Here is a 21560-nt window from a genome sequence, read left to right as displayed (position 1 = left end):
AAAATAATTTTAGAGGCTTTTTTATTTAGTGTAAATCTGTGTAATTTGTGTTTTAAAACAATCCGTTTAGTTCAGCATCAATTTTATTAATGATATCTCCTAAATCCTCAGGATTGTCAACAAAATTAATGTTGTCAACGTCAATGATTAGTAATTTTCCTTTACTATAAGTCTGAATCCAAGCTTCGTATCTTTCGTTCAAACGGCTTAGATAATCTATAGAAATAGAGTTTTCGTATTCGCGTCCGCGTTTGTGGATTTGTCCCACTAGATTTGGAATAGAACTTCTAAGATAGATTAATAAATCTGGAGCTTTAACCAAAGATTCCATTAATTCGAACAAAGACGTGTAATTTTCAAAATCACGGCTTGTCATTAATCCCATTGCGTATAAATTGGGAGCAAAAATATGGGCATCTTCATAAATCGTTCTATCCTGAATAATTTTTTTTCCGCTTTCGCGAATTTGCTGCACTTGACGGAAACGGCTGTTAAGGAAATAAATCTGAAGATTAAACGACCAGCGCTCCATCTGATGATAGAAATCATCTAAGTACGGATTATCAACTACATCTTCATAATGAGGTTCCCATTTGAAATGTTTCGCCAATAATTTGGTCAAAGTAGTTTTTCCTGCGCCTATATTTCCTGCTATTGCTATGTGCATTACGGTGTTACGATTTTATAATTTGATATATCTGTAGCTGTAAAAATAGATAAAATTTGGTCTTTGTAATAAAAATTGTCAAAGGTTTTTTCCAAAACTTTAATTTCAGAAATTACTCCGGGATTCAATTTATTCATTCCTTTAAAATACAATAAATTATCTTTACTGAAAAGATATTGAGAAGAATTAACGATAGTGATTCTGTCAAAATCAGTAATCTTTCCTAGCGAAGTGATTTTCCCAAAAATGTCGCAAGAGTACCAATTGTTTTTCTTGTCAATCCAATAGAAAGTATTAAAATCGGTTTGATAATACTGAATAGGTTCAATCAGCGGAATTGAAACCGTTTTGTATTCGTTTTTTAAATAATCAAATAGACCAATTTGCTGGTTCAGAGTGTTGTAAATCCATAACTGATTTTGAGTAGACATTCCGATGGCGCTCACCACAATTGGAGTAGCGTTTTGAGAAAAGTTAATTTCGGTCATTTTATTTAATTGATTATCTAATAAAACAACACTATTGAAATCTTCATAAAATAGAACAATCTTTAGCGGATTCTGGAGATCAACTTTTGTGATTTTTCCCAAAGAAACATTCTTGTATTCGAAGATTTCTTTTCCTTTAATCTTGCTAAAAACATTATTCGTGATCTGATACGAATATCCAAAAGCATCATATCCTAAAAACGTATCAGAAGTATTTTTATATTGAGAAATTAAAGTTGGATTTATACTCAAATCTTGAGCTGAAAGCGCATGAAAAGTGCAGAAAAGAAATACGGAGAATAAAAATTTTTGCACCATTTTACGCATTAGAAATTATTTTACAAGAGCACCAAATTACAAAAATCTCTTCTTAAAATTTCAATTTGGAGTCTTAAACCTTTTTAAATTCTAATAGTCTAAAAAATAAGCGGTTCTATCTATGCCTTAATGCCGTTTATATATTTAGTTTTTTGGGTTTTAAAATTAATAATACATTTGAATGTAAGTTTTGTCGGATTTACTCACTTAAAGAAAATGAAATGAAAAAGATATTTTTTTATATGATTATACTACTTGTTTCTTTACAGATTCAAGCGCAAAAAGATTTTCAGGGAATGGCTGTTTACGAGTCCAAAACACAGGCACCAAAATTTGAAGGCATGCGTGGGAATAGAGACATTACGCCGGAAATGCAGAAAAATATGGAAGAGCGCATGAAAAAAATGCTCGAAAAAACATTCATTTTAAATTTTGATAAAGCAGCATCAATTTACAAAGAAGAAGAAAAACTAGAAGCGCCAGGCCAACAGCAGGGAGGTTTTCGCATGATGTTTGGTTCTTTAACAGGAGGCGGAGGCACTTTTTATAAAGATGTAAAAACAAAAACGTATACGGTCGATAAAGAATTTATGGGCAAGGAATTTCTTGTTGTAGATTCTCTACCAAAATTAAACTGGAAATTGGAACAGGAAACCAAACAAATAGGTGGTTACAATTGCTTCAAAGCAACAGCAGTAAAACAGGCTAGCAAAACTGATTTCAGAAACTTTAGACCTAAAAATAATGAGGACAAAAAAGACGAAGTGAAAAAGACTTCGGGCGAGACAAAGACCAATTTTGCCGATAATTTTGAAATTCCAAAAGAAATTGTCGTGACAGCTTGGTATACACCAGAAATTCCGATCAATCAAGGACCAGAAAATTATTGGGGACTTCCGGGATTAATCTTAGAAATCAATGATGGAACAACTACAATTTTGTGCTCAAAAATTGTCTTAAATGCCAAGGATAAAGTGGAAATAAAGCCTTCTAAAAAAGGAAAAGTAATTTCTCAGAAAGAATATGACGAAACGGTAATTAAAAAAATGGAAGAATTTAGAGAGATGAATCGCGGCAGAGCAGGCGGGCCACCTCCTCCAATGGGTAGATAATATCTTTAAAATTCCAATTTTTAAATTCCAAATTCCAAATTGCTTTGCCTGTTCACTATCGCTCGGGTCCAAACTCTTAATATTCTTATAATGAATAAGATACTTTTTGTATTCGCCTTACTTTTTACCTCTATTTCTTTTTCACAAAGTATCCGTTTTGACGGTCTGATTCAGGACGAGCAGAAAAATCCGTTAGAAATGGCCAATATTATGGCTATTAATAATGGCACAAAAGCAATGGATTCTTATGGAATTACGAATGATAAAGGAAAGTTTCAGTTGACTTTGAAACCTAATACAGCTTATACGATCAAGGTGAGTTATTTAGGAATGAAATCTAAAGAAATGGCAGTATCGACAAAGTCTGAAAACATGATTCAGAACATTGTTTTGGATGGTGCTGGAATAGAATTGGAAGGTGTTGAAATTGTTCGTGAAATGCCCGTTTCTATAAAAGGAGATACAATTGTTTACAATGCTGATTCTTTTAAATCTGGAACCGAAAAAAAGCTTGAAGATGTCTTAAAGAAACTCCCGGGAGTTGAGGTAAATGCTGATGGAGAAATTGAAGTGGAAGGAAAGAAAGTGAGCAAATTGATGGTTGAAGGAAAAGATTTCTTTGACGGAGACACAAAATTAGGCGTTAAAAATATTCCAGCCGATGCTATTGATAAAGTTCAGGTTTTACGAAATTATAATGAAGTAAGCCAGTTAAAGGGGTTAGAAAATGATCAGGAAAATGTAGCGATGAATATTAAACTGAAAGAAGGAAAAAAGAACTTTTGGTTTGGAGATGTTACTGCAGGCATTGGTGTTGCGGAATTAGACAGTCGTTATCTCATTAATCCAAAACTATTTTATTACAGTCCAAAATACAGTATCAATTTGATTACCAATTTTAATAATATTGGAGAACTGCCTCTTACGGCTCAAGACTATTTCAAGTTTACAGGAGGATTCAAAAACGTGATGAAAAAAGGAGGGAGTAGCTTTAATGTTTCTTCCAATGATTTGGGAATTTCATTGCTTAGAAATAATCGTGCAAAAGAAATTGAAACCAAATTTGGCGCGACAAACTTTGCTTATTCTGTCAATAAAGCTTGGAATATTAGTGGTTTTGGAATTCTATCAACTTCAAAAACAGAATTGGAAACCAAATCGCAAACAACAATTTTAGATTCTGGAGATCAGCAGAAAAGTAACGAAAATACTAGTCAGAAAAATAATTTGGGACTTTTTAAATTAAGCTCAACTTATAAGCCAAGCGACAAATTTCAGTTTGATTACGATATCTTAACCAAACTTACTAAACAAGAAGAATATTCAGATTTATTTAGAGAGCAGATTGTTCAAAATGTTGCGACTTCAGAAGACATTTTTACAACCAAAAAACAAGATCCTACTTCGATTAATCAGAATTTGAGTTTGTATTATACGCAAAGTGCTAAAAATATATTTGCTTTTGAAATGCAGCATTTATATCAAGATGAAAATCCATTTTATAATGCTAACCTGCAAACACTTCCTTTTGATTTATCAGGATATATTTCGGGACAAAACAGAAATGATTATAATCAAGACCGATTTGTAAAAACCAATAAATTGGATGCGAAATTGGATTATTATTATATGGTTACACCAAAAAGCAATTTCAATATTACGTTAGGAAACACGTATTCGTATCAGAACTTTAATTCTCACATTTTCCAAATGTTAGATAATGGAACAAGAAATGATTTGAATAATGCTGAAAATAATAATGACGTAGATTATCGTTTTAATGATGCTTTCTTAGGTTTTCATTATAAAATCCTTACAGGGAAATTTACGTTTACGCCTGGAGTAAGCTTTCATACGTATCAAATGACAAACGGACAATTGGGAACCGATTATTCTCAGAATTTCACGAAAGTGCTTCCAGATTTCTTTGCTTTATATCAAATTAAAAAATCAGAAACATTGACGTATAATTTTTCGCTAACAAATGATTTTACAGATATCAATCAGTTGGCTTCGAGTTATGTTTTGTCTAATTATAGCAGTTTGTTTCGTGGGAATCGTTTCTTAGAAAATGCGACTTCACAAGTGCATTCGCTTCGTTATTTCAAGTATAATATGTTCAATTTTGAGAACATTTTTGCCAACGCAACCTATACAAGAAAAGTTGATGCGATTAAAACAAAAGCCAATTTTGATGGAATTAACCAATCTTCTGTTCCGTACAATTCCAATTTAGCCGATGAGACTTTTACTGGAATGGGAAATTATGGACGTTCGTTTTTAAAGAATTATAAAGCTTCTGCAAATGCAAGTTTTAATTGGTCGAAATTTAATAACATTCAAAACAATCAATTGTCGACTACCGAAAGTTTCAGCCAGAGTTATACCGTTCGAGTTTCAACAAATTATAAAAATCTTCCAAATATAGAATTTGGCTATAATCTTTTGGTCAATAAATACAGTGGCTCAACTTTTTACACTGATAAGCCATTTGCTAGATTAGATTATTATTTCTTGGATAGTTTCTCATTTGTTTCGGAATATGAGTTTTACCATTATTATAATGGAGATAAAACGGTTGATAACGAATATGATTTTTTAAGCGCTAGTTTAATTTATCAAAAAAAGAACAGTAAATGGGAGTATAAAGTCTCGGCAACCAATCTGCTGAATACTAGATATCTTAACGATGACAGCTTTTCACAATTCTCTACAAGGGTTTCTCAATATACTGTACAGCCACGTTATATCATATTTTCAATGAAATATAATTTGTAGTATTTTAATTGCAAGATTATCACCTTTTGTGATTTGTTTAAAGAAGAATCAAATATCTTTGCGCTATATTATTAACAACAAAAATGTAGTTATGCGCAATTTTATTTGGAGTGTATCGCTCCTGTTTGCTGGAATTTCTATCTCTTTCGCTCAAACAAATGGAATAGAAAAAGGCACCTATTTATCTACTAATAAAGGAGGAAAAATCAAATTGAATTTATTGGATAATAATAAATATGAATTGGTTTTTTATTCAGGAGGTTACGAGATTAAAGGCGACTCTTTAGTTTTCTTAAAAAATCAAAATACTGTAAATAATAGATTTGATCTTTCTTTTGCTAAAGATAAAAAAGCAAAAAAAATTAAGATTAAGTTTTTGAATCCGTCTTATTATTCTTTTTACATAGGAACTCAAAAAGGAACAGAAACAGTTCAATACCAAAGACTTTCAGACATAAAAGCGAAAGTAGATCCTGATTATATCAAAACAGATTTAGATTTTGAGATAGACAAAGTAGATTTCCTTTATTTGGTTTATGAAGAATATGGAGGGAAAAGTGATGTTAATAAATATGCATTGCCAAAAGATGCTTCAGAGATAACAATCAATTATGATTTTGCTGTTCTGAATGATTTAAATCTTGCAGGATCATTTGATAAGAATACAAAAGAATTAAAAATTTCGGATCAAACAGGAAAAGATCCTTTGGTATTTGTAAACGAAAAAACTCCTCTTCCTGAAAAAACTCCATCGATAATTCCTCTTGAAACGCAGAACATAACAAACTGGACCTATCCTGGAAAAGATCCATATTATGGAGATAGTTATGGAGCAGCAGCAGTTGACAGTGCGGTAGTTGCGGTTGACAGTGTAGCTGTAGTTGATGCAGCGGCGGTAGATTATCCGTATAGCACGTCAGCTTATTCGGGTTATGCTTTTAAATTAAAAATTGAGAATAGTCTTGATAAAGCAATCAAAGCGACTAAAGAAACACCAAAAAAGTTTCTGGTAATCTATGCTGACAATAAAAATAATACAGCAAAAGAAACTTTTGATGCTTTTGTAAAAGATCAGGAAACTCAGACTGGATATAATATGTACGACAAATACGATCCGCTTTATGATGTCTATAATTATTATCTTGCCGGAAACGATGATAAAAAATGGCTTAAAAATAATAAGATAACCAACGAGCCAAGTATCGTTATATTAAACGGAAAAGGCGATGTATTAGCTATTGCAAAATCAGATTTAACCTCAAAACAATATCAGTTTAGTTATTACGGAGATTTCTATCGCAAGCTATTGAGAGCAGATGCTTTTCTCTCTGTTGACAAAACATTAAAAAATAAAAAAGCATCGGATGCAGATTTAATTCAGGCTTTTAACAAAGCGGCTTTATTGGAAATATCATACGACTATGATTCAGCTTACACTTCAGAAGATCCGACAGAGTTTGTGATTTCAAAAACAACATTTGATAATAAAGAAGTAGCTCAAACATGGAAAAAATTGATTGAAGCGCATCAGAAAGATAAAAATGCCAATATGTTTTTGGTGGAAACCATTGTAAAAGAAATCAAAAATCAAGGATTTACTAAACAACTTTTCAATGAAGACAGAATCTTAAATGATACCGATTTTCTAGCAATTGATTATTTATTAAAACATTCTGACGAAATCGAAAGCAAGCGCACGACATTTAATGGTACAGATTCCAGTATTCATAATTTAGAGAATGTTATTTCTGAAATTTCTAATGCATTACAGCAAAATCTATACGCTTCTCAGGACGGACTTACAGGTGAAATGAACAAAGAAAAAATCAATTCTGTTTATAAAAAGATCATCGCATCTGGAAAAGGAAATTTTGATGTTTATAGAAATTACTTCTACTATTTAAGCCAGATTGAAGATCAGGACGGTTCTAAGACTACTTACTTGAAAGAGTTCAGTACATATTTTGATAACACTTTGGCAGGGCCAAGTCCGATAGAAAAATTAGATGCTATTTTTGGAGGTTTAGATTCTAGTTCAAGTTATTCTTATGATGGATGGAATTCATTTAAACTTTACCATTCAGATATTTGTAACAATGCGGCTTGGGCAGTTGTATTAAAGCCACAGAATTCAAACTTTATTAAAGACGCTATTAAATGGTCTGAATATAGCTTGGTAATATCTAAAAACAATCCGTACTATTTAGATACTTTAGCACAATTGTATTATAAAGATGGACAGACACAAAAAGCTATCGAAACACAGGTTTTAGCGGTAAAATATATTACTAGTGATGTTGATGAAGAAACTGCAAATCAAATGAAAGAAGTTTTAACTAAAATGAGTAACGGAACATATTAAGTATAGTACGAAACTTGTCAGGTTTGATTATAGTTGAAAACAAAAACGGCTGTCTAAAATTTTAGACAGCCGTTTTTTATATTTAAGATTTAGATTGAATTACAATCCAAATGCAGCTTTTACTTGGTCAACAAAATCAAGTTTTTCCCATGTAAACAACTCAACAGTAACTGTTTTTTCGTTTCCGCCTGGAGCAGAGAAAGTTTTAGTTACAGTTTCTGGTTTACGTCCCATGTGTCCGTATGCAGCAGTTTCACTGTAAATAGGGTTTCTTAATTTCAAACGTTGTTCGATAAAGTAAGGACGCATATCAAAGATAGCTTCTACTTTTTTAGCGATTTCACCGTTAGTTAAGTTTACTTTAGAAGTTCCGTAAGTTTCAATGAAAATTCCCATTGGCTCAGCAACTCCAATTGCGTAAGAAACCTGAACTAAGATTTCGTCAGCAACACCAGCAGCAACTAAGTTTTTAGCGATATGACGAGTTGCATAAGCAGCACTTCTATCTACTTTACTTGGATCTTTTCCAGAGAATGCACCACCACCGTGAGCACCTTTTCCACCGTAAGTATCCACGATAATTTTTCTTCCTGTTAAACCAGTATCTCCGTGAGGTCCTCCAATAACGAATTTTCCTGTTGGGTTAATATGGTAGTTGATTTTATCGTTAAATAAGTGAGCGTGCTCTGGGTTTTTAGCGATAATTCTAGGAATCAAGATTTCGATAATGTCTTTTTTGATTTTAGCCAACATTGCAGCTTCTTCATCAAAATCATCATGCTGAGTTGAGATAACAATCGCATCAATACGAGTTGGTTTGTTATCATCGCTATATTCTAATGTAACTTGAGATTTAGCATCTGGACGTAAATACGTGATTTCTTTGTTTTCACGTCTTAAAATTGCTAACTCTTGTAATAATTTATGAGATAAATCTAATGCCAATGGCATGAAGTTTTCAGTTTCGTTTGTAGCGTAACCAAACATCATTCCTTGGTCACCTGCACCTTGCTCTTCTGGCTTAGCTCTGTCAACACCTTGGTTAATATCTGCAGATTGCTCATGAATAGCTGAAAGAATTCCACAAGAATTCGCTTCAAACATATATTCACTTTTAGTATATCCAATTTTACGGATTACTTCACGTGCAATTTGCTGAACATCAAGATAAGTATTCGATTTTACTTCACCTGCTAAAATAACCTGACCAGTTGTAACTAATGTTTCACAAGCTACTTTTGAGTCAGCGTCAAATGCCAAAAAGTTGTCAATTAATGCATCCGAAATTTGATCTGCAACTTTGTCTGGATGCCCTTCACTAACAGATTCTGACGTAAATAAATAAGCCATAATAATGTAATAAAAATGTATTAATTTTAAATTTAAGCGAGGAAATGATTGCTAAAAAGGGCTAAAGGAGAGTATCTGCTTTAGCATTTTTTACTGCTGAAATTAATTTCTCAGCATTCATAACGAAATCATTTCATTATGAAGAGGTTGCAATCAGTTCAAATTTTTCCTCTATTTCGGGTGCAAAGGTATGAAACCATTTTGATTTGCAAATTAAAGTTCAACTTTTTTTATTTTTTATAGCAGAAATTTAACAGTAGCATACTATTTTGATAGGGTAATAGAAAATATTTTGTTTTTTGTTTGGTCGATTAAAAAATACTTCGCAACTTTGCCCCGTTAAAACAAAAGAAACAAATGAAATTTACAGTTTGCAATATGATGTCTTGTAAGATGCCGGAATTATCCGCAGAGACACTATTGTAATTATTTTTCAATAAAAATATAAATAGAACCTCTGCCGAACCGCAGAGGTTTTTTTTATGTCAAAATGAAACCTGTAAGATTTTTTTTAAGCCAAAAACAATAATTAATCAGTAAAGAAGAAATGAAGAAAAATGTACTAATCGTTTTAGGTCTTGTGACATTTTCAGGACTTTATGCTCAAGACAATAAAAAAGAGCAAGACAGTTTAAAAAACAACGAACTGTCTGAAGTTACTATTATTGGATCAAGAAGTAAAAACAGGGTTAAAACAGACGTGCCAGTTCCGGTTGATGTTTTTAACGTATCAGAAATAACAAAAGGAGCGCCGCAAACTAGCGTAACTCAAATTTTAAATTATGTTGCTCCCTCATTTACGAGTAATCCAACTTCTACAGCAGATGCAACAGACCACGTTGATCCTGCACAATTAAGAGGATTAGGGCCAGATCAAGTTTTAATTTTAGTAAACGGAAAAAGAAGACATACAAGTGCTTTGGTAAATATAAACGGTTCGCCAGGTAGAGGATCTGTCGGGACAGACTTAAATGCAATTCCATCTTTTGCCATAGAAAGAATTGAAGTTTTAAGAGACGGAGCTGCCGCACAATATGGTTCTGATGCGATTGCGGGAGTTATTAATATTGTTTTAAAGAAAAACGCTAATTATTTGACCGGAGGAATTCAGTATGGAGCAAATTTATCTTCTGAATCAAATAATTTTGAAGGAGGAGCAGACGGTCAAACTGCCCAAATCGATTTAAACTACGGAACTTCATTAGGCAAACCAGGAAGTTTCTTAAATATTACAGGAACTGCCGTAACTAGACAAGCCACAAGCAGAGCAGGAATTAGAAGCAATGCTATTTTTAATGCTTACAATGCAGTAGAAAACAGAGCAGCGCAAGATGGAGTAGAGATTAATTCTTTGTTTAGCAATATTAATACGACTACAAATTCAGCTCAGATTTTGTCATCATTAAAACAATATGCGCCGCAAGTAAGTTATTTTACACCAGCTCAGCAAAACGCTATTGCATCGGCTTCAACAATTGCACAGATGCAGACGGCTTTAAATTTTGATGTTACAAATAATGAACTAGCTTACAGAGGCCAGCAGAGAAGTGATTATAATATGAGTGTTGGCCAGTCAGAATTGGCTGCGGGACAATTGTATTTTAATGCTAAATATCCTTTGAGCGAAACAACTTCATTGTATTCTTTTGGAGGTGTTTCTTATAGAGGTGGTAAATCATATGCATTTAATAGACTGCCAAACGGTTCTGGAACTTTCACGCAAGTGTACCAAAATGGATTCTTGCCAGAAATTGAATCAAAAATTTTGGATGCTTCTGGAGCAGTTGGAATAAATACACAATTATTTGGGTTCGATACCGATTTAAGTACCAACTTAGGAACAAACTCATTTAACTATGATGTAAATAATACCATCAATGCAACTTTAGGAACGAATTCTCCATTTAGTTTTGATGCTGGAAAAGTTTCTTTTTTACAAAGCACGACCAATTTAGATTTCAGCAGAAAATACGATGTTCTTGCTGGACTGAACGTTGCTTTCGGTGGTGAATTCAGATATGAAAACTATCAAATAAAAGCAGGAGAAGAAGCTTCTTACGGATTATATGATGTAAACGGAAATCTGGTTTCAGGAATTTTGCCAAGCAATTCACCATTAATTGTAACAGATTTCTTCGGAAACAAGCGTGGAGCGGGAGCGCAAGGATTTTCAGGATTTCAGCCTTCAGATGCTAAAGAAAAAGACAGAAAAAGTGGCGCAGCTTATGTTGATTTAGAATTGAATGCCACTGAAAAATGGCTTATAAATGGAGCGGCACGTTATGAAAACTATTCAGATTTTGGAAATACAGTTACGTTTAAACTGGCTTCGCTTTTAAAATTAAATGATAATATCAATTGGAGAATTTCTGGACAGACAGGTTTCAGAGCGCCTTCTTTGCAGCAAAGATATTTTGAGTCAAGTTCAACACAGTTTATAAACGGTGCTCCGTACCAAGTTGGCTATTTTACAAACGATTCGCAAGCAGCAAAAAGCATTGGAATTGAAAGTTTAAAACCAGAAAAATCAAAAAGCATCAGTACAGGATTTACATTCAAAATTCCTGAAGCTAACATAACCATTGCTACTGATGCTTATTTTACAAGAATAAACGACAGAATTGTACTGTCTGGGCAATATTCAAGACCAACAGATGCACAGATCGCAGCGGCAACTTCGCCAGAACAGGCAGAGGCGTTGACTTTATTTCAACAAGCATTTGATTTGAAAGGAGTAGAAAGAGCTTCGTTTTGGACAAACGGAATCGATTCTGAAACAAAAGGAATTGATTTGGTGATTTCTCAGAAATATGATGTAATTCAAGATTTTACAATTAGAAACGATTTTGCATTAAGTTTTAACGAAACGAAAAGAGTAGGAGATCTGCATATTCCGCAATCTATCGTTAATGCTGGAGGAGAACCTTACATTTATTCTTTCTTTCCAGAATCAAGTCGAGTATATTTGGAAGAAGCTATTCCGAAATTGAAAGCCAATTTGATGACAACTTTCAATATTAAAAAACTGGATATTTATTTAAGAAACAGCTATTTCGGAAAAGTTACAGATCCAGGAGCAACAGATGTTAATCTAGACGGATTTTCTTCTGTGTACGAGCATCCAGAATACAGCGCAAAATTGGTTACCGATTTATCTTTAGGATATCAGATCAACGAGCATTTGAGAGCAACAATTGGGGTTAATAATATAGGAGATGTTTATCCGGATAGAAATAATCCTGCAACTCCTGCCTTTACAAACACAACGCCAACTTTGTCGCCAGCGCCAAGTACAGATTTAACAAATGCGAATCAGTTTGCGTATTCAAGAGCAGTTTCTCAATTCGGATTAAACGGAAGATTTGGTTTTGCCCGTTTGAGCTTTAAATTTTAATTAAAATATTTTCTTTCAAGTCTTTATTTAAAAGGCTTGAAAGAAATTTCAAAAAAATAGTACAAAATTTCAATTTTAATTTGGTCGTTAAAAAAATACTTATTACATTTACTCTATCGAATTAGTCGAATTTAAAAAATAGTCGAATTCAAATTTTAAATCAAAATGAAAACAATAGCAAAAGGAAATATGATGTGTTGTAAGATGATGCAAATGTGCATCCCAATTTGCTGTTGCCAAAAGTGAAAGAGACAATCTTTGTTATAGTTAAACTATAAGCCCTTTTGGTCGCCATCCGAAAGGGCTTTTTTTATTTCCAACATTTTAAATTTTAAATCATGAATACACTAGATATAAATACAATCGCATTTCAATACTTATTAAGAAATAATAATTCGGAAGAGACATCAACTGAAACTCCAAAATATGATCCTGCCCAGCATATAAAAACGCAGAAATCATTACTGTTTCATTTATATGACCTTGAAGAAGAAGCTGAAGATATTTTAGCTTCAATCAATTTCAAAAATTAAAATCAATTACAATATATAAACGTATTAAAAATACCTAAAAAACTAAGAAATCATGAGTACACAAAAATTTGCAACAAACGCATTACACGCAGGACACGACGTAACTAAAAACGCAGGAACTAGAGCCGTGCCAATTTACCAGACATCATCATATGTGTTTAATAACGCCGATCATGCTGCCAATTTATTTGGTCTTGCTGAAGCTGGATTTATCTACACCAGATTAAACAACCCGACAAACGACATTTTAGAGCAGCGCCTTGCAGCACTTGAAGGCGGAATTGGGGCAGTAGTAACAGCTTCTGGAGCATCTGCAATTTCTACAACTTTATTGACTTTGCTAAAAGCGGGAGATCATATCGTAGCGTCAAATAGTTTATACGGAGGAACTTATAATCTTCTAAAAGTTACCTTGCCAAGATTAGGAATTACTACCACATTTGTAGATCCTTCAAAACCTGAAAATTTTACCAAAGCAGCAAAAGAAAATACAAGAGCTTTCTTTGTTGAGTCTCTTGGAAACCCAAAATTAGATGTACTAGATTTAAAAGCAATTTCGGCAGAAGCCAAAGCATTCAAAGTACCATTTATAGTAGACAATACAGTTGCGACACCTTATTTATTAAACCCAATTAAATATGGTGCCGATATTGTAATTCACTCCTTAACAAAATATATCGCAGGAAACGGAACTTCATTAGGAGGCGTTATCATTGATGCTGGAAACTTTGATTGGGCAAACGGAAAATTCCCAGAATTTACCGAGCCATCTGCAGGATACCACGGATTAGTATATCATGAAGCTTTAGGAAATGCAGCTTTTATTGCAAAAGCGCGAATTGAAGGACTGCGTGATTTTGGTGCTGCTTTGAGTCCATTTAATGCGTTTCAGATTATTCAGGGACTAGAAACACTTCCAATTCGAATCAAGAAACACAGTGAAAATGCTTTGGCTCTAGCTGAATGGTTAGAAAAACAAGATGAGGTGGTTTGGGTAAATTATCCAGGTCTAAAATCGAATAAATATAATGCTTTGGCTAAAGAATATCTTCCTGAAGGGCAAAGCGGCATTATCACTTTTGGATTAAAGGGAGGTTTTGATGCGGCTAAAAAAGTGGTAGATGACACAAAATTATTCTCTCTGCTAGCGAATATTGGTGACACAAAATCACTGATTATTCACCCAGCAAGTACAACACACCAGCAATTGACAGAAGCAGAACAAATAGAAACAGGAGTTTCTAAAGATTTGATTCGTCTTTCTGTAGGAATTGAAGATATCGAAGATTTAATTGCAGATCTGCAAACTGTTTTTGAGAGCGTTTCGCTTTCTCAATTCAGCATCAATAAAAATTAGGTTTTTTTGTTTTTTGTTTGAAAAATTGCCTTTAGCGAGTGGTTTTGCTAAAGGTAATTTTTTATGAAAAGCATCTTTATAAAATTTAAACCATATAAGGAATATAAGTGCATTTTGTAGAGACGCACTGTAGAGACGCACCGCAGTGCGTCTAGCTTTGTGATGCAAAAAATATTAAATGAACTTACATCACTTATATGGTTTTAAAAAACTAAAATGTTAGAAATTATGTCAAAGCTTAAAATAAACATTATTCTTTTCGGAATTGGTAATATCGGAAGTACTTTGATTAATCAGATTATTGAAAGTCAGGATTTTTTTCTCGAAAGCAAAAATGTCGATTTTCATTTTCCCATTATAACCAATTCTACGGTTGCTTTTTTTGAAAAAGAAGGTGTAGGCTATTCTTGGGAAACCAATTTCAGACAATTGGCAGTTCCTTTTAAAGTAGAAGATATTGTCGAATTTGCGCATGAAAATGAATTCGAAAACTTGATTGCCGTAGACGCAACAGCCAGCGATGAATTGGTAAAACATTACAATACGTTAATTAAAAACGGATTCAATATTGTAGCAGTAAACAAAAAAGCCAACACGCTTCCGATTGACTTGTATAAAAAACTGCGAGCAGATCTTAAAAAGTACGACAAAGAGTTTCTATATGAAACATCGGTTGAAACTGGGATTCCTGTTTTGCAGACTTTAAGAGATTTGTACTATTCGGGAGAAAAAATCACCAAGATTCGAGGCGTTTTTTCGGATAATCTGAGTTATGTCTTTAATCGATTTTCATCAGAAGAAGTTTCTTTTTCATCTGTTTTAAAAGACGCAAGCCTTTTGGGATTAATGAAATCAAATTTTAAAGAAGACCTTTCAGGAAATGATACGGCAAGAAAGCTTTTGATATTGGCCAGAGAAATAGGAAAAGATTTTGAGTTTTCAGATATTAAAATTAAGCCATTTATAACCGAAGAACATTTGGAGAAAAATGGCGTATTGAACAAAGACGCTGTCGATAAATCTTTTAAAATCGCCAAGATTACTCAAGCAGAAAATCATGTGCTTCGATATGTAGGAGAATTTGATTTAGAAAAAGACACTTTAGAAACCAAATTAATTTCAGAACCAGCAGCTTCTCCAATTGGACAATTGAAAGGTTCTGACACTATTTTTGAAATTTATACTAAATCTTACGCTGATATTCCGATTGTAATTCAGAGTGCTCCGCCATGTAAACAAGCAATTTCGAGAGGAATTATAACCGATATTCTGAAAATTGTCGAGCGAATTAGGACGAAGGAAGCTGTTTGGCTGTAATTTTTTAGAAAAAAAAGAAAAAGGTTCTTTGATAAACTGATTTGTCAAATGGAATTATTAAGAAAAACAAGCTTGTTTTGTAAGTTTTTTACCTCTATTATTTCGTTTTCGTTTTTGTAAGATGTTTTTTGACGTTAAAAAACACATTTTCAACGAATTTTGTAATTAAATTCTTGATTTTAATTTGTGTAATAAAAAAAATATTTGCATATTTGTTATACCCAAAAACTACTAGAAATCAAATGAACTTAAAAGTCAACAAAATGTTTTGTGCCATTTCGGTTAAGACCGAGGCTGGGGTGTCTATTGCTTAAAAAAATTGTAAGAATACAATAATAATATAGTAAGAGCCTCCTAAGAAATATTTAGGAGGCTTTTTAATTTACAACAAATGCAGAATTTAAATAAAATACAATATAAATCACAGATGAATAAATCCTTACAGATGAACAAGATGTTTACTGTCGCGCTTATTTGCGCATACGTCTGTTGATACTAAAAGTATATATGAGTGTAAAAACTTAAACCCTTTTGGTATCTAAAAATCCAAAAGGGTTTTTTTATTCCAGAAAATGAATTAACAAAAAGATAAACGAGAAATAAAGATTATAAAACACAACTTAACTAAAACTTAATATCATGAGCACATTGAACTACTTAGCAGAAAAAATTTCAGATTTGAAAAACAGAAGGACTAGAAAAAATAATCCGCCGCCACCAACAAACGAATTAGCTCATCCAAGATTCGGAATAACAGAGGCTGGAATCACAGAGGAAGGGAAAGCAGCTGAGAAAAAAGCACCCAACTCTTTATTGTTTTTGATGTATTCAAAAGAAAATGAAACGCTTTTTATCTAAACGGAAAAAGTATCATAAACTAGGGTAAACCCTGCTTAATTTTACTGGGCATTTTTGTTCGGTAAATTTTTGCGTATAATAGTTTTTGCTAAAGTAAGTCTCAGAAATTTAACAAACACTTTTAGATAAAATTTGTTTGTTAGAGAAAATAGTAGTTAATTTGCACTCGTTAAGTTCAAACAAATATTGAAATGTTATAAAGAAAGGACGAGGGATTAGACCCGATGAAGCCTTAGCAACCCTTCGGTAAAACGAAGAAGGTGCTACATTCTACCACGCCAAACGTGGAAAGATAACAACAAGATTTTTTCTAGTTAAACCTAGTTTTTCTTTCTAATATTTCCATATACAAGTCAATAATACAATAGATTTGAAATTGGAAAATATACCAAATCCCATTATAATTCAAGATTTCATCACAGAAAGTGGTGCAACTTATCATTCTATACCATTAAGTTTTACGCTTGCAGGGCAGCCTTTGCACAGCGCGCCTATTGTTTTGGTTAATCATGCTTTAACTGGAAATTCGCAGGTGACTGGCGAAAATGGCTGGTGGAATGACTTGATTGGCGAAGGTAAAACCATTGATACTGCTGTTTATACTGTTTTAGCCTTTGATATTCCTGGAAACGGAAGCAACTCTTTCTTAATCGACAATTACCATGATTTTACTGCTAGAGATGTTGCAAGAATCTTTATTGAAGGAATTAAAGCTTTACAAATCGAAAAGCTTTTTGCTGTTATCGGAGGTTCTGTCGGAGGCGGAATTGCGTGGGAAATCTTGGCATTAGCACCAAATATTACTGAAAACCTTATTCCAATTGCGAGTGATTGGAAATCTACTGATTGGCTTATTGCAAATTGCTTTTTGCAAGAGCAAATTCTAAATAATTCTTCAAAACCAATCGAAGATGCTCGAATTCACGCCATGCTTTGTTACCGTTCGCCAGAATCTTTCAAAGAGAAATTCCAGCGTACGATCAATCAAGATCTTTTGATTTTTAATATCGAAAGCTGGCTGGCGCATCACGGAAAAAAATTGCAGAAAAGATTTCAGTTGTCTTCTTATAAATTGATGAATCAGTTGCTTAAAACAATTGATATTACTAGAAATAGTGAAAGTTTTGAAAACTTAATGTCTAAAACAAAAGCTTCAATTCATATTGTCGGAATCAATTCAGATTTGTTTTTTACAGCAAAAGAAAATGTAGAAACCTACGAAGAATTGAAGAAGTTTAAAGACAATGTTTTCTATAGCGAAATTGATTCGGTTCACGGACATGACGCTTTTTTAATCGAGTACAAACAATTAGATCATTTACTTGCCGACATTTTTAAGGCAGAAACAATAAAGAAATAAAATGAAAGTATTAAAATTTGGAGGTAAATCATTAGCAAACGGAGAAGGACTTAACAAAGTTGTTTCAATCATTTCTGATAAAGTAAATCAAGGTGAAAAAATTGCCGTTGTAGTTTCTGCACGCGGAAATGCTACAGACGAATTGGAATTTATCTTAAGCATTGCGGCTAAAAATGGCAGTTACAAAGAATTATTAGAAAACTTCAAAAAATATCAAATTTCAGATTACCCACAAGTTGATTTATCTGAAGAATTTAATGTCTTAGACAAACTTTTTGAAGGCGTAAGTTTAATTGGAGATTACAGCAAAAAAATCAAAGATCAGATTTTATCTAAAGGTGAATTGCTTTCGGCTAAATTATTGACAGCTATTTTGTTGGAAAAAGGAATTCCTGCCAATTTTGTAGATACAAGAGATTTGTTGAAAACAGATTCTAAATTTGGTGATGCTCAGCCTTTAGAACAGCTTTCTAAGAAAAATGTAGTAAATTATTTTAAAGAACATAACGGAGAAACGGTTAATATAGTTACAGGTTTCATTGGATCTAATAACAACAACGACACAACTACTTTAGGTAGAAATGGCAGTAACTATACCGCTTCGTTAATCGCCAATTATTTAAATGCTGAAGAATTACAAAACTTCACGCACGTAGACGGAATCTATACTGCAAATCCAGATTTGGTTGCAGATGCTAAGAAAATTGAATATTTATCATTTAACGAAGCAAATGAGCTGGCAAATTTTGGAGCAACAATTCTTCATGCTAAGACAATTATTCCTTTGTTGGAGAAGAATATTCCGTTGCGAATTTTAAATACTTTCAATCATGAAAATCGAGGAACTTTAATTACATCGGATTCTTCAAAAGAAGGAATTAAAACACTTTCTGTTTTAGAAAATGTTTCTCTTGTAAATCTTGAAGGACGCGGACTGCTTGGAAAAGCTGGAGTTGATGCCCGAATTTTTAAAGTAATGGGTGATCATAACATCAGCGTGAGTATAATTTCTCAAGGTTCTTCAGAAAGAGGAATCGGATTGGTTGTAGCAACAGAAAAAGCCACTCTTGCGATGGTTGAATTAGAGAAAGAATTTGAAAATGACTTTTATTCTAAAGACGTAAATCAGATTACGGTGACAGACAATGTATCTGTAATTTCGATTATCGGGCAGGATTTGAGTACTTTCCATAAACCATACACCGCTTTAATCAAAAATAAAATTGTTCCGATTTTGTTCAACAACACCGTAACAGGTAAAAACGTGAGTTTGGTTGTTAAGAAAGAGGAATTAAATAAAGCATTAAACGTAATTCACGGAGAGATTTTCGGAGTTTCTAAAAAGATCAACATTGCCATTTTCGGTCACGGATTAGTAGGCGGAACTTTAATCAATCAGATTTTAGAATCGGCTGCGGCAATTGAAAAACGTAAAGACATTAAACTGAATGTTTTCGCTATAGCGAATTCTAAAAAATTGCTTTTAAACAAGTACGGAGTTAACAGCAATTGGAAAAATGATATTGTTGCTAAAGGTGAGGCTTACACCATAAAAGATATTATTGCTTACGCTAATGAACATCATTTAGAAAACTTAATTGCGATTGATAACACCGCAAGTGCAACTTTCGTTGAGAATTATATTCCCCTAGTAGAAAGCAGTTTCGACTTGATTTCTTCAAATAAAGTTGCTAATACTTTAAGCTATGGTTTCTACAAGGAATTGAGAAAAGCTTTGGCAGAAAACCAGAAGAATTATTTATACGAAACCAATGTTGGTGCAGGATTACCGTTAATTGATACCATTAAATTATTGCACCTTTCAGGAGAAAACATCACAAAAATAAAAGGAGTTTTCTCTGGAACATTGAGTTATTTATTTAATAATTTTTCTGCAAAAGATGCGCCTTTTAGTGAAATCTTGCAGGAAGCTATTGACAACGGATATACAGAGCCAGATCCGCGTGAGGATTTATGCGGAAATGATGTTGGTAGAAAATTATTAATTTTAGCTAGAGAATTAGATTTGCAAAATGAGTTTGAAGAAATCTCAATTCAGAATTTAATTCCGGAACACTTACGTGAAGGAAGCGCTACCGATTTCTTGACGAAATTGAAAGAATTCGACCCAATTTATGCTAAAATAAAAGCAGATCAACAGCCAAATCACGTTTTAAGATATATTGGTGAATTGTCTGGAGATTTGCAGAATGATAAAGGAAATCTAGAAGTAAAATTAGTTTCAGTGCCAAAAGATACTGCATTGGGCGGATTAAAAGGTTCTGATTCTTTCTTCGAAATTTATACAGAATCTTATGGAGATCGTCCAATCGTTATTCAGGGAGCTGGTGCAGGTTCTGCGGTAACAGCGAGAGGAGTTTTCGGAGATATTTTGAGATTGTCTGATAAAGGATAATTGCACGTAGAAATTGAAAATTAAGACTTTTTTGCAGGGATGGGCTGTGGAATATTATTTCTCGGTCCTTTTGTAATAGTTGGGTTAGGAACTTTGTTTTTTAGTTTGTACGCCATAACTAAGGGAGTGCAGGCTGAAAATTGGATTCAAGTTCCAGCGAATATCGAAAAAGTCGATATGAATTCATATTCTAGAAAAGGAAGTACTTCGTATGAAGTTGCGATTAAATATTCTTATGTAATAGGAGCGCAAAAATATTGGGGAAATAGAATCGGGTTTGGCTACGGCTTGAGTAATATAGAAGATCATGATACTTTGTTTCTTGTTTTAAAAGAAAGCAAAAGAATTATGGTTTATGTTGATCCCGATGACAACAAAGAATCAATAGTAATTCCTGGTGTGAATGATAGCATTATTTTTACGTTGATTTTTTCAATATTGTGGAATTCATTGCTTCTCTTTTTGATTTTTTTGCCTTTAATAGCGAAAAGTAGAAATAGAAATATTGAGAATAGTTTTATACTGAAATATCGTATTCATGCACTAATAATTATATGGGCAATAGGTCTATTTATTTTATTAAATGACTATTTTCATATTAATATAGAAAACAAAATCAATGTTATTGAAAGAACAAAAAACATTGATTCAAATACAGAATAAAAAAACAAAAAAATAACAACACAATGAAAGTAACTTTAAACAGAGTAAATGACGCATTTCATTTTAAAGTAAAAAATGAACGCGGACACGTAGTTGACGTTGATAGCAGAGCCGAATTTGGCGGAAGCGATTTAGGTGCAAGTCCAATGGAATTAGTATTAATGGGAGTTGCAGGATGCAGCGCTATTGATATGATTTCGATCTTAAAAAAACAGCGTCAGGAAATCACTTCTTTTAATGCTGAGGTTGAAGGAACACGTGTGCAAATCGAAGAAGCAAAACCTTTTAAAGAAATTGATGTGGTTTTTTATTTAGAAGGAGAAATCAATCCTGATAAAGCAAAAAAAGCAGCACAACTTTCTTTTGAGAAATACTGTTCAGTTGCCAAAACAGTTGAACCAACAGCGACAATTAATTACAAAGTTGTCTTGAACAACGAAGCTTTATAAATTAGTTAATTAGAGAATTGGATAATTAGAAAATTAGATAATTCTTTTGACCTCTTAAAATGAAATTCGCTTTGGTTCTTAGTGAAGCTTTGTGTTTCCTTTGAGAGTCTCTGTGAAATTTATATAAAAATAGAATTA

The 21560-nt window shown here is 33.0% G+C and carries 15 protein-coding genes and 1 riboswitch; of the genes, 12 read left to right on the top strand and 3 right to left on the bottom strand.

The genetic code is table 11. The features are described from left to right. Nucleotides 1-52: 52 nt before the first annotated feature. Both DM397_RS20905 and DM397_RS20900 read right to left on the bottom strand, forming a co-directional pair. A complete protein-coding gene (locus DM397_RS20905; protein WP_111367772.1) occupies nt 53-667 on the bottom strand; it encodes a deoxynucleoside kinase in 615 nt (204 codons plus the stop codon). Continuing rightward, nucleotides 667-1482, bottom strand: a complete 816-nt coding sequence (locus tag DM397_RS20900; RefSeq protein WP_111379444.1) for a hypothetical protein — start codon at nt 1480-1482, stop codon at nt 667-669. The genes DM397_RS20905 and DM397_RS20900 overlap by 1 nt, the downstream gene beginning before the upstream one ends. Nucleotides 1483-1694: 212 nt before the next feature. On the opposite strand from DM397_RS20900, the gene DM397_RS20895 reads away from it, so the two are divergent. The 3 genes from DM397_RS20895 to DM397_RS20885 all read left to right on the top strand — a co-directional run bounded on the left by DM397_RS20895 (nt 1695) and on the right by DM397_RS20885 (nt 7725). Further along, nucleotides 1695-2585, top strand: coding sequence for a GLPGLI family protein (locus tag DM397_RS20895; protein WP_111379442.1), 891 nt, complete (start codon nt 1695-1697; stop codon nt 2583-2585). Between the two features lie 90 nt (nt 2586-2675). Then, the gene (locus tag DM397_RS20890) at nt 2676-5363 is read left to right on the top strand and encodes a carboxypeptidase-like regulatory domain-containing protein (RefSeq protein ID WP_111379440.1); all 2688 of its coding nucleotides are present in this window, start codon (nt 2676-2678) and stop codon (nt 5361-5363) included. Between the two features lie 91 nt (nt 5364-5454). Beyond that, the gene (locus DM397_RS20885; RefSeq protein ID WP_111379439.1) at nt 5455-7725 is read left to right on the top strand and encodes a hypothetical protein; all 2271 of its coding nucleotides are present in this window, start codon (nt 5455-5457) and stop codon (nt 7723-7725) included. 99 nt (nt 7726-7824) lie between these two features. Here DM397_RS20885 and metK read toward each other — a convergent pair whose 3' ends face one another. Then, nucleotides 7825-9075, bottom strand: coding sequence for a methionine adenosyltransferase (gene metK / locus DM397_RS20880; protein WP_057117586.1), 1251 nt, complete (start codon nt 9073-9075; stop codon nt 7825-7827). A gap of 547 nt (nt 9076-9622) precedes the next feature. Between metK and DM397_RS20875 the strand changes: the two genes are divergently transcribed. The 9 genes from DM397_RS20875 to DM397_RS20835 all read left to right on the top strand — a co-directional run bounded on the left by DM397_RS20875 (nt 9623) and on the right by DM397_RS20835 (nt 21422). Next, nucleotides 9623-12469 (top strand): TonB-dependent receptor plug domain-containing protein, encoded by a 2847-nt coding sequence (locus DM397_RS20875; RefSeq protein ID WP_111379437.1) that lies wholly within the window; start codon nt 9623-9625, stop codon nt 12467-12469. Nucleotides 12470-12807: 338 nt separating this feature from the next. Continuing rightward, nucleotides 12808-13002: a hypothetical protein gene (locus DM397_RS20870; protein ID WP_111379435.1), complete on the top strand. Its 195-nt coding sequence runs from the start codon at nt 12808-12810 to the stop codon at nt 13000-13002. A gap of 52 nt (nt 13003-13054) precedes the next feature. Further along, nucleotides 13055-14359: an O-acetylhomoserine aminocarboxypropyltransferase/cysteine synthase family protein gene (locus DM397_RS20865; RefSeq protein ID WP_111379433.1), complete on the top strand. Its 1305-nt coding sequence runs from the start codon at nt 13055-13057 to the stop codon at nt 14357-14359. 228 nt (nt 14360-14587) lie between these two features. Beyond that, nucleotides 14588-15676 carry a homoserine dehydrogenase family protein gene (locus tag DM397_RS20860; RefSeq protein WP_111379635.1) on the top strand — a complete coding sequence of 363 codons (1089 nt, stop codon included), beginning with the start codon at nt 14588-14590 and terminating at the stop codon, nt 15674-15676. A gap of 639 nt (nt 15677-16315) precedes the next feature. Then, nucleotides 16316-16534: a hypothetical protein gene (locus DM397_RS20855; protein ID WP_111379432.1), complete on the top strand. Its 219-nt coding sequence runs from the start codon at nt 16316-16318 to the stop codon at nt 16532-16534. 191 nt (nt 16535-16725) lie between these two features. Beyond that, nucleotides 16726-16833: riboswitch (SAM riboswitch) on the top strand. 77 nt (nt 16834-16910) lie between these two features. Further along, entirely contained in the window at nt 16911-17894 is a 984-nt protein-coding gene (locus tag DM397_RS20850; protein WP_239457889.1) for an alpha/beta fold hydrolase, read from the top strand. 1 nt (nt 17895) lies between these two features. Next, the gene (gene thrA, locus DM397_RS20845) at nt 17896-20310 is read left to right on the top strand and encodes a bifunctional aspartate kinase/homoserine dehydrogenase I (RefSeq protein WP_111379429.1); all 2415 of its coding nucleotides are present in this window, start codon (nt 17896-17898) and stop codon (nt 20308-20310) included. 39 nt (nt 20311-20349) lie between these two features. After that, on the top strand, nt 20350-20973 hold the full coding sequence (locus DM397_RS20840) for a DUF3592 domain-containing protein (protein ID WP_111379427.1): 624 nt from the start codon (nt 20350-20352) through the stop codon (nt 20971-20973). Nucleotides 20974-20996: 23 nt separating this feature from the next. Continuing rightward, the gene (locus DM397_RS20835; RefSeq protein WP_111379425.1) at nt 20997-21422 is read left to right on the top strand and encodes an OsmC family protein; all 426 of its coding nucleotides are present in this window, start codon (nt 20997-20999) and stop codon (nt 21420-21422) included. The last annotated feature ends 138 nt before the right edge of the window (nt 21423-21560 follow it).

This window comes from Flavobacterium nitrogenifigens (assembly GCF_003254565.1).
Lineage (GTDB): Bacteria > Bacteroidota > Bacteroidia > Flavobacteriales > Flavobacteriaceae > Flavobacterium > Flavobacterium nitrogenifigens.
The sequence above is the reverse complement of the archived record's forward strand: the minus strand, read 5'-3'. Positions and strand labels throughout refer to the sequence as shown.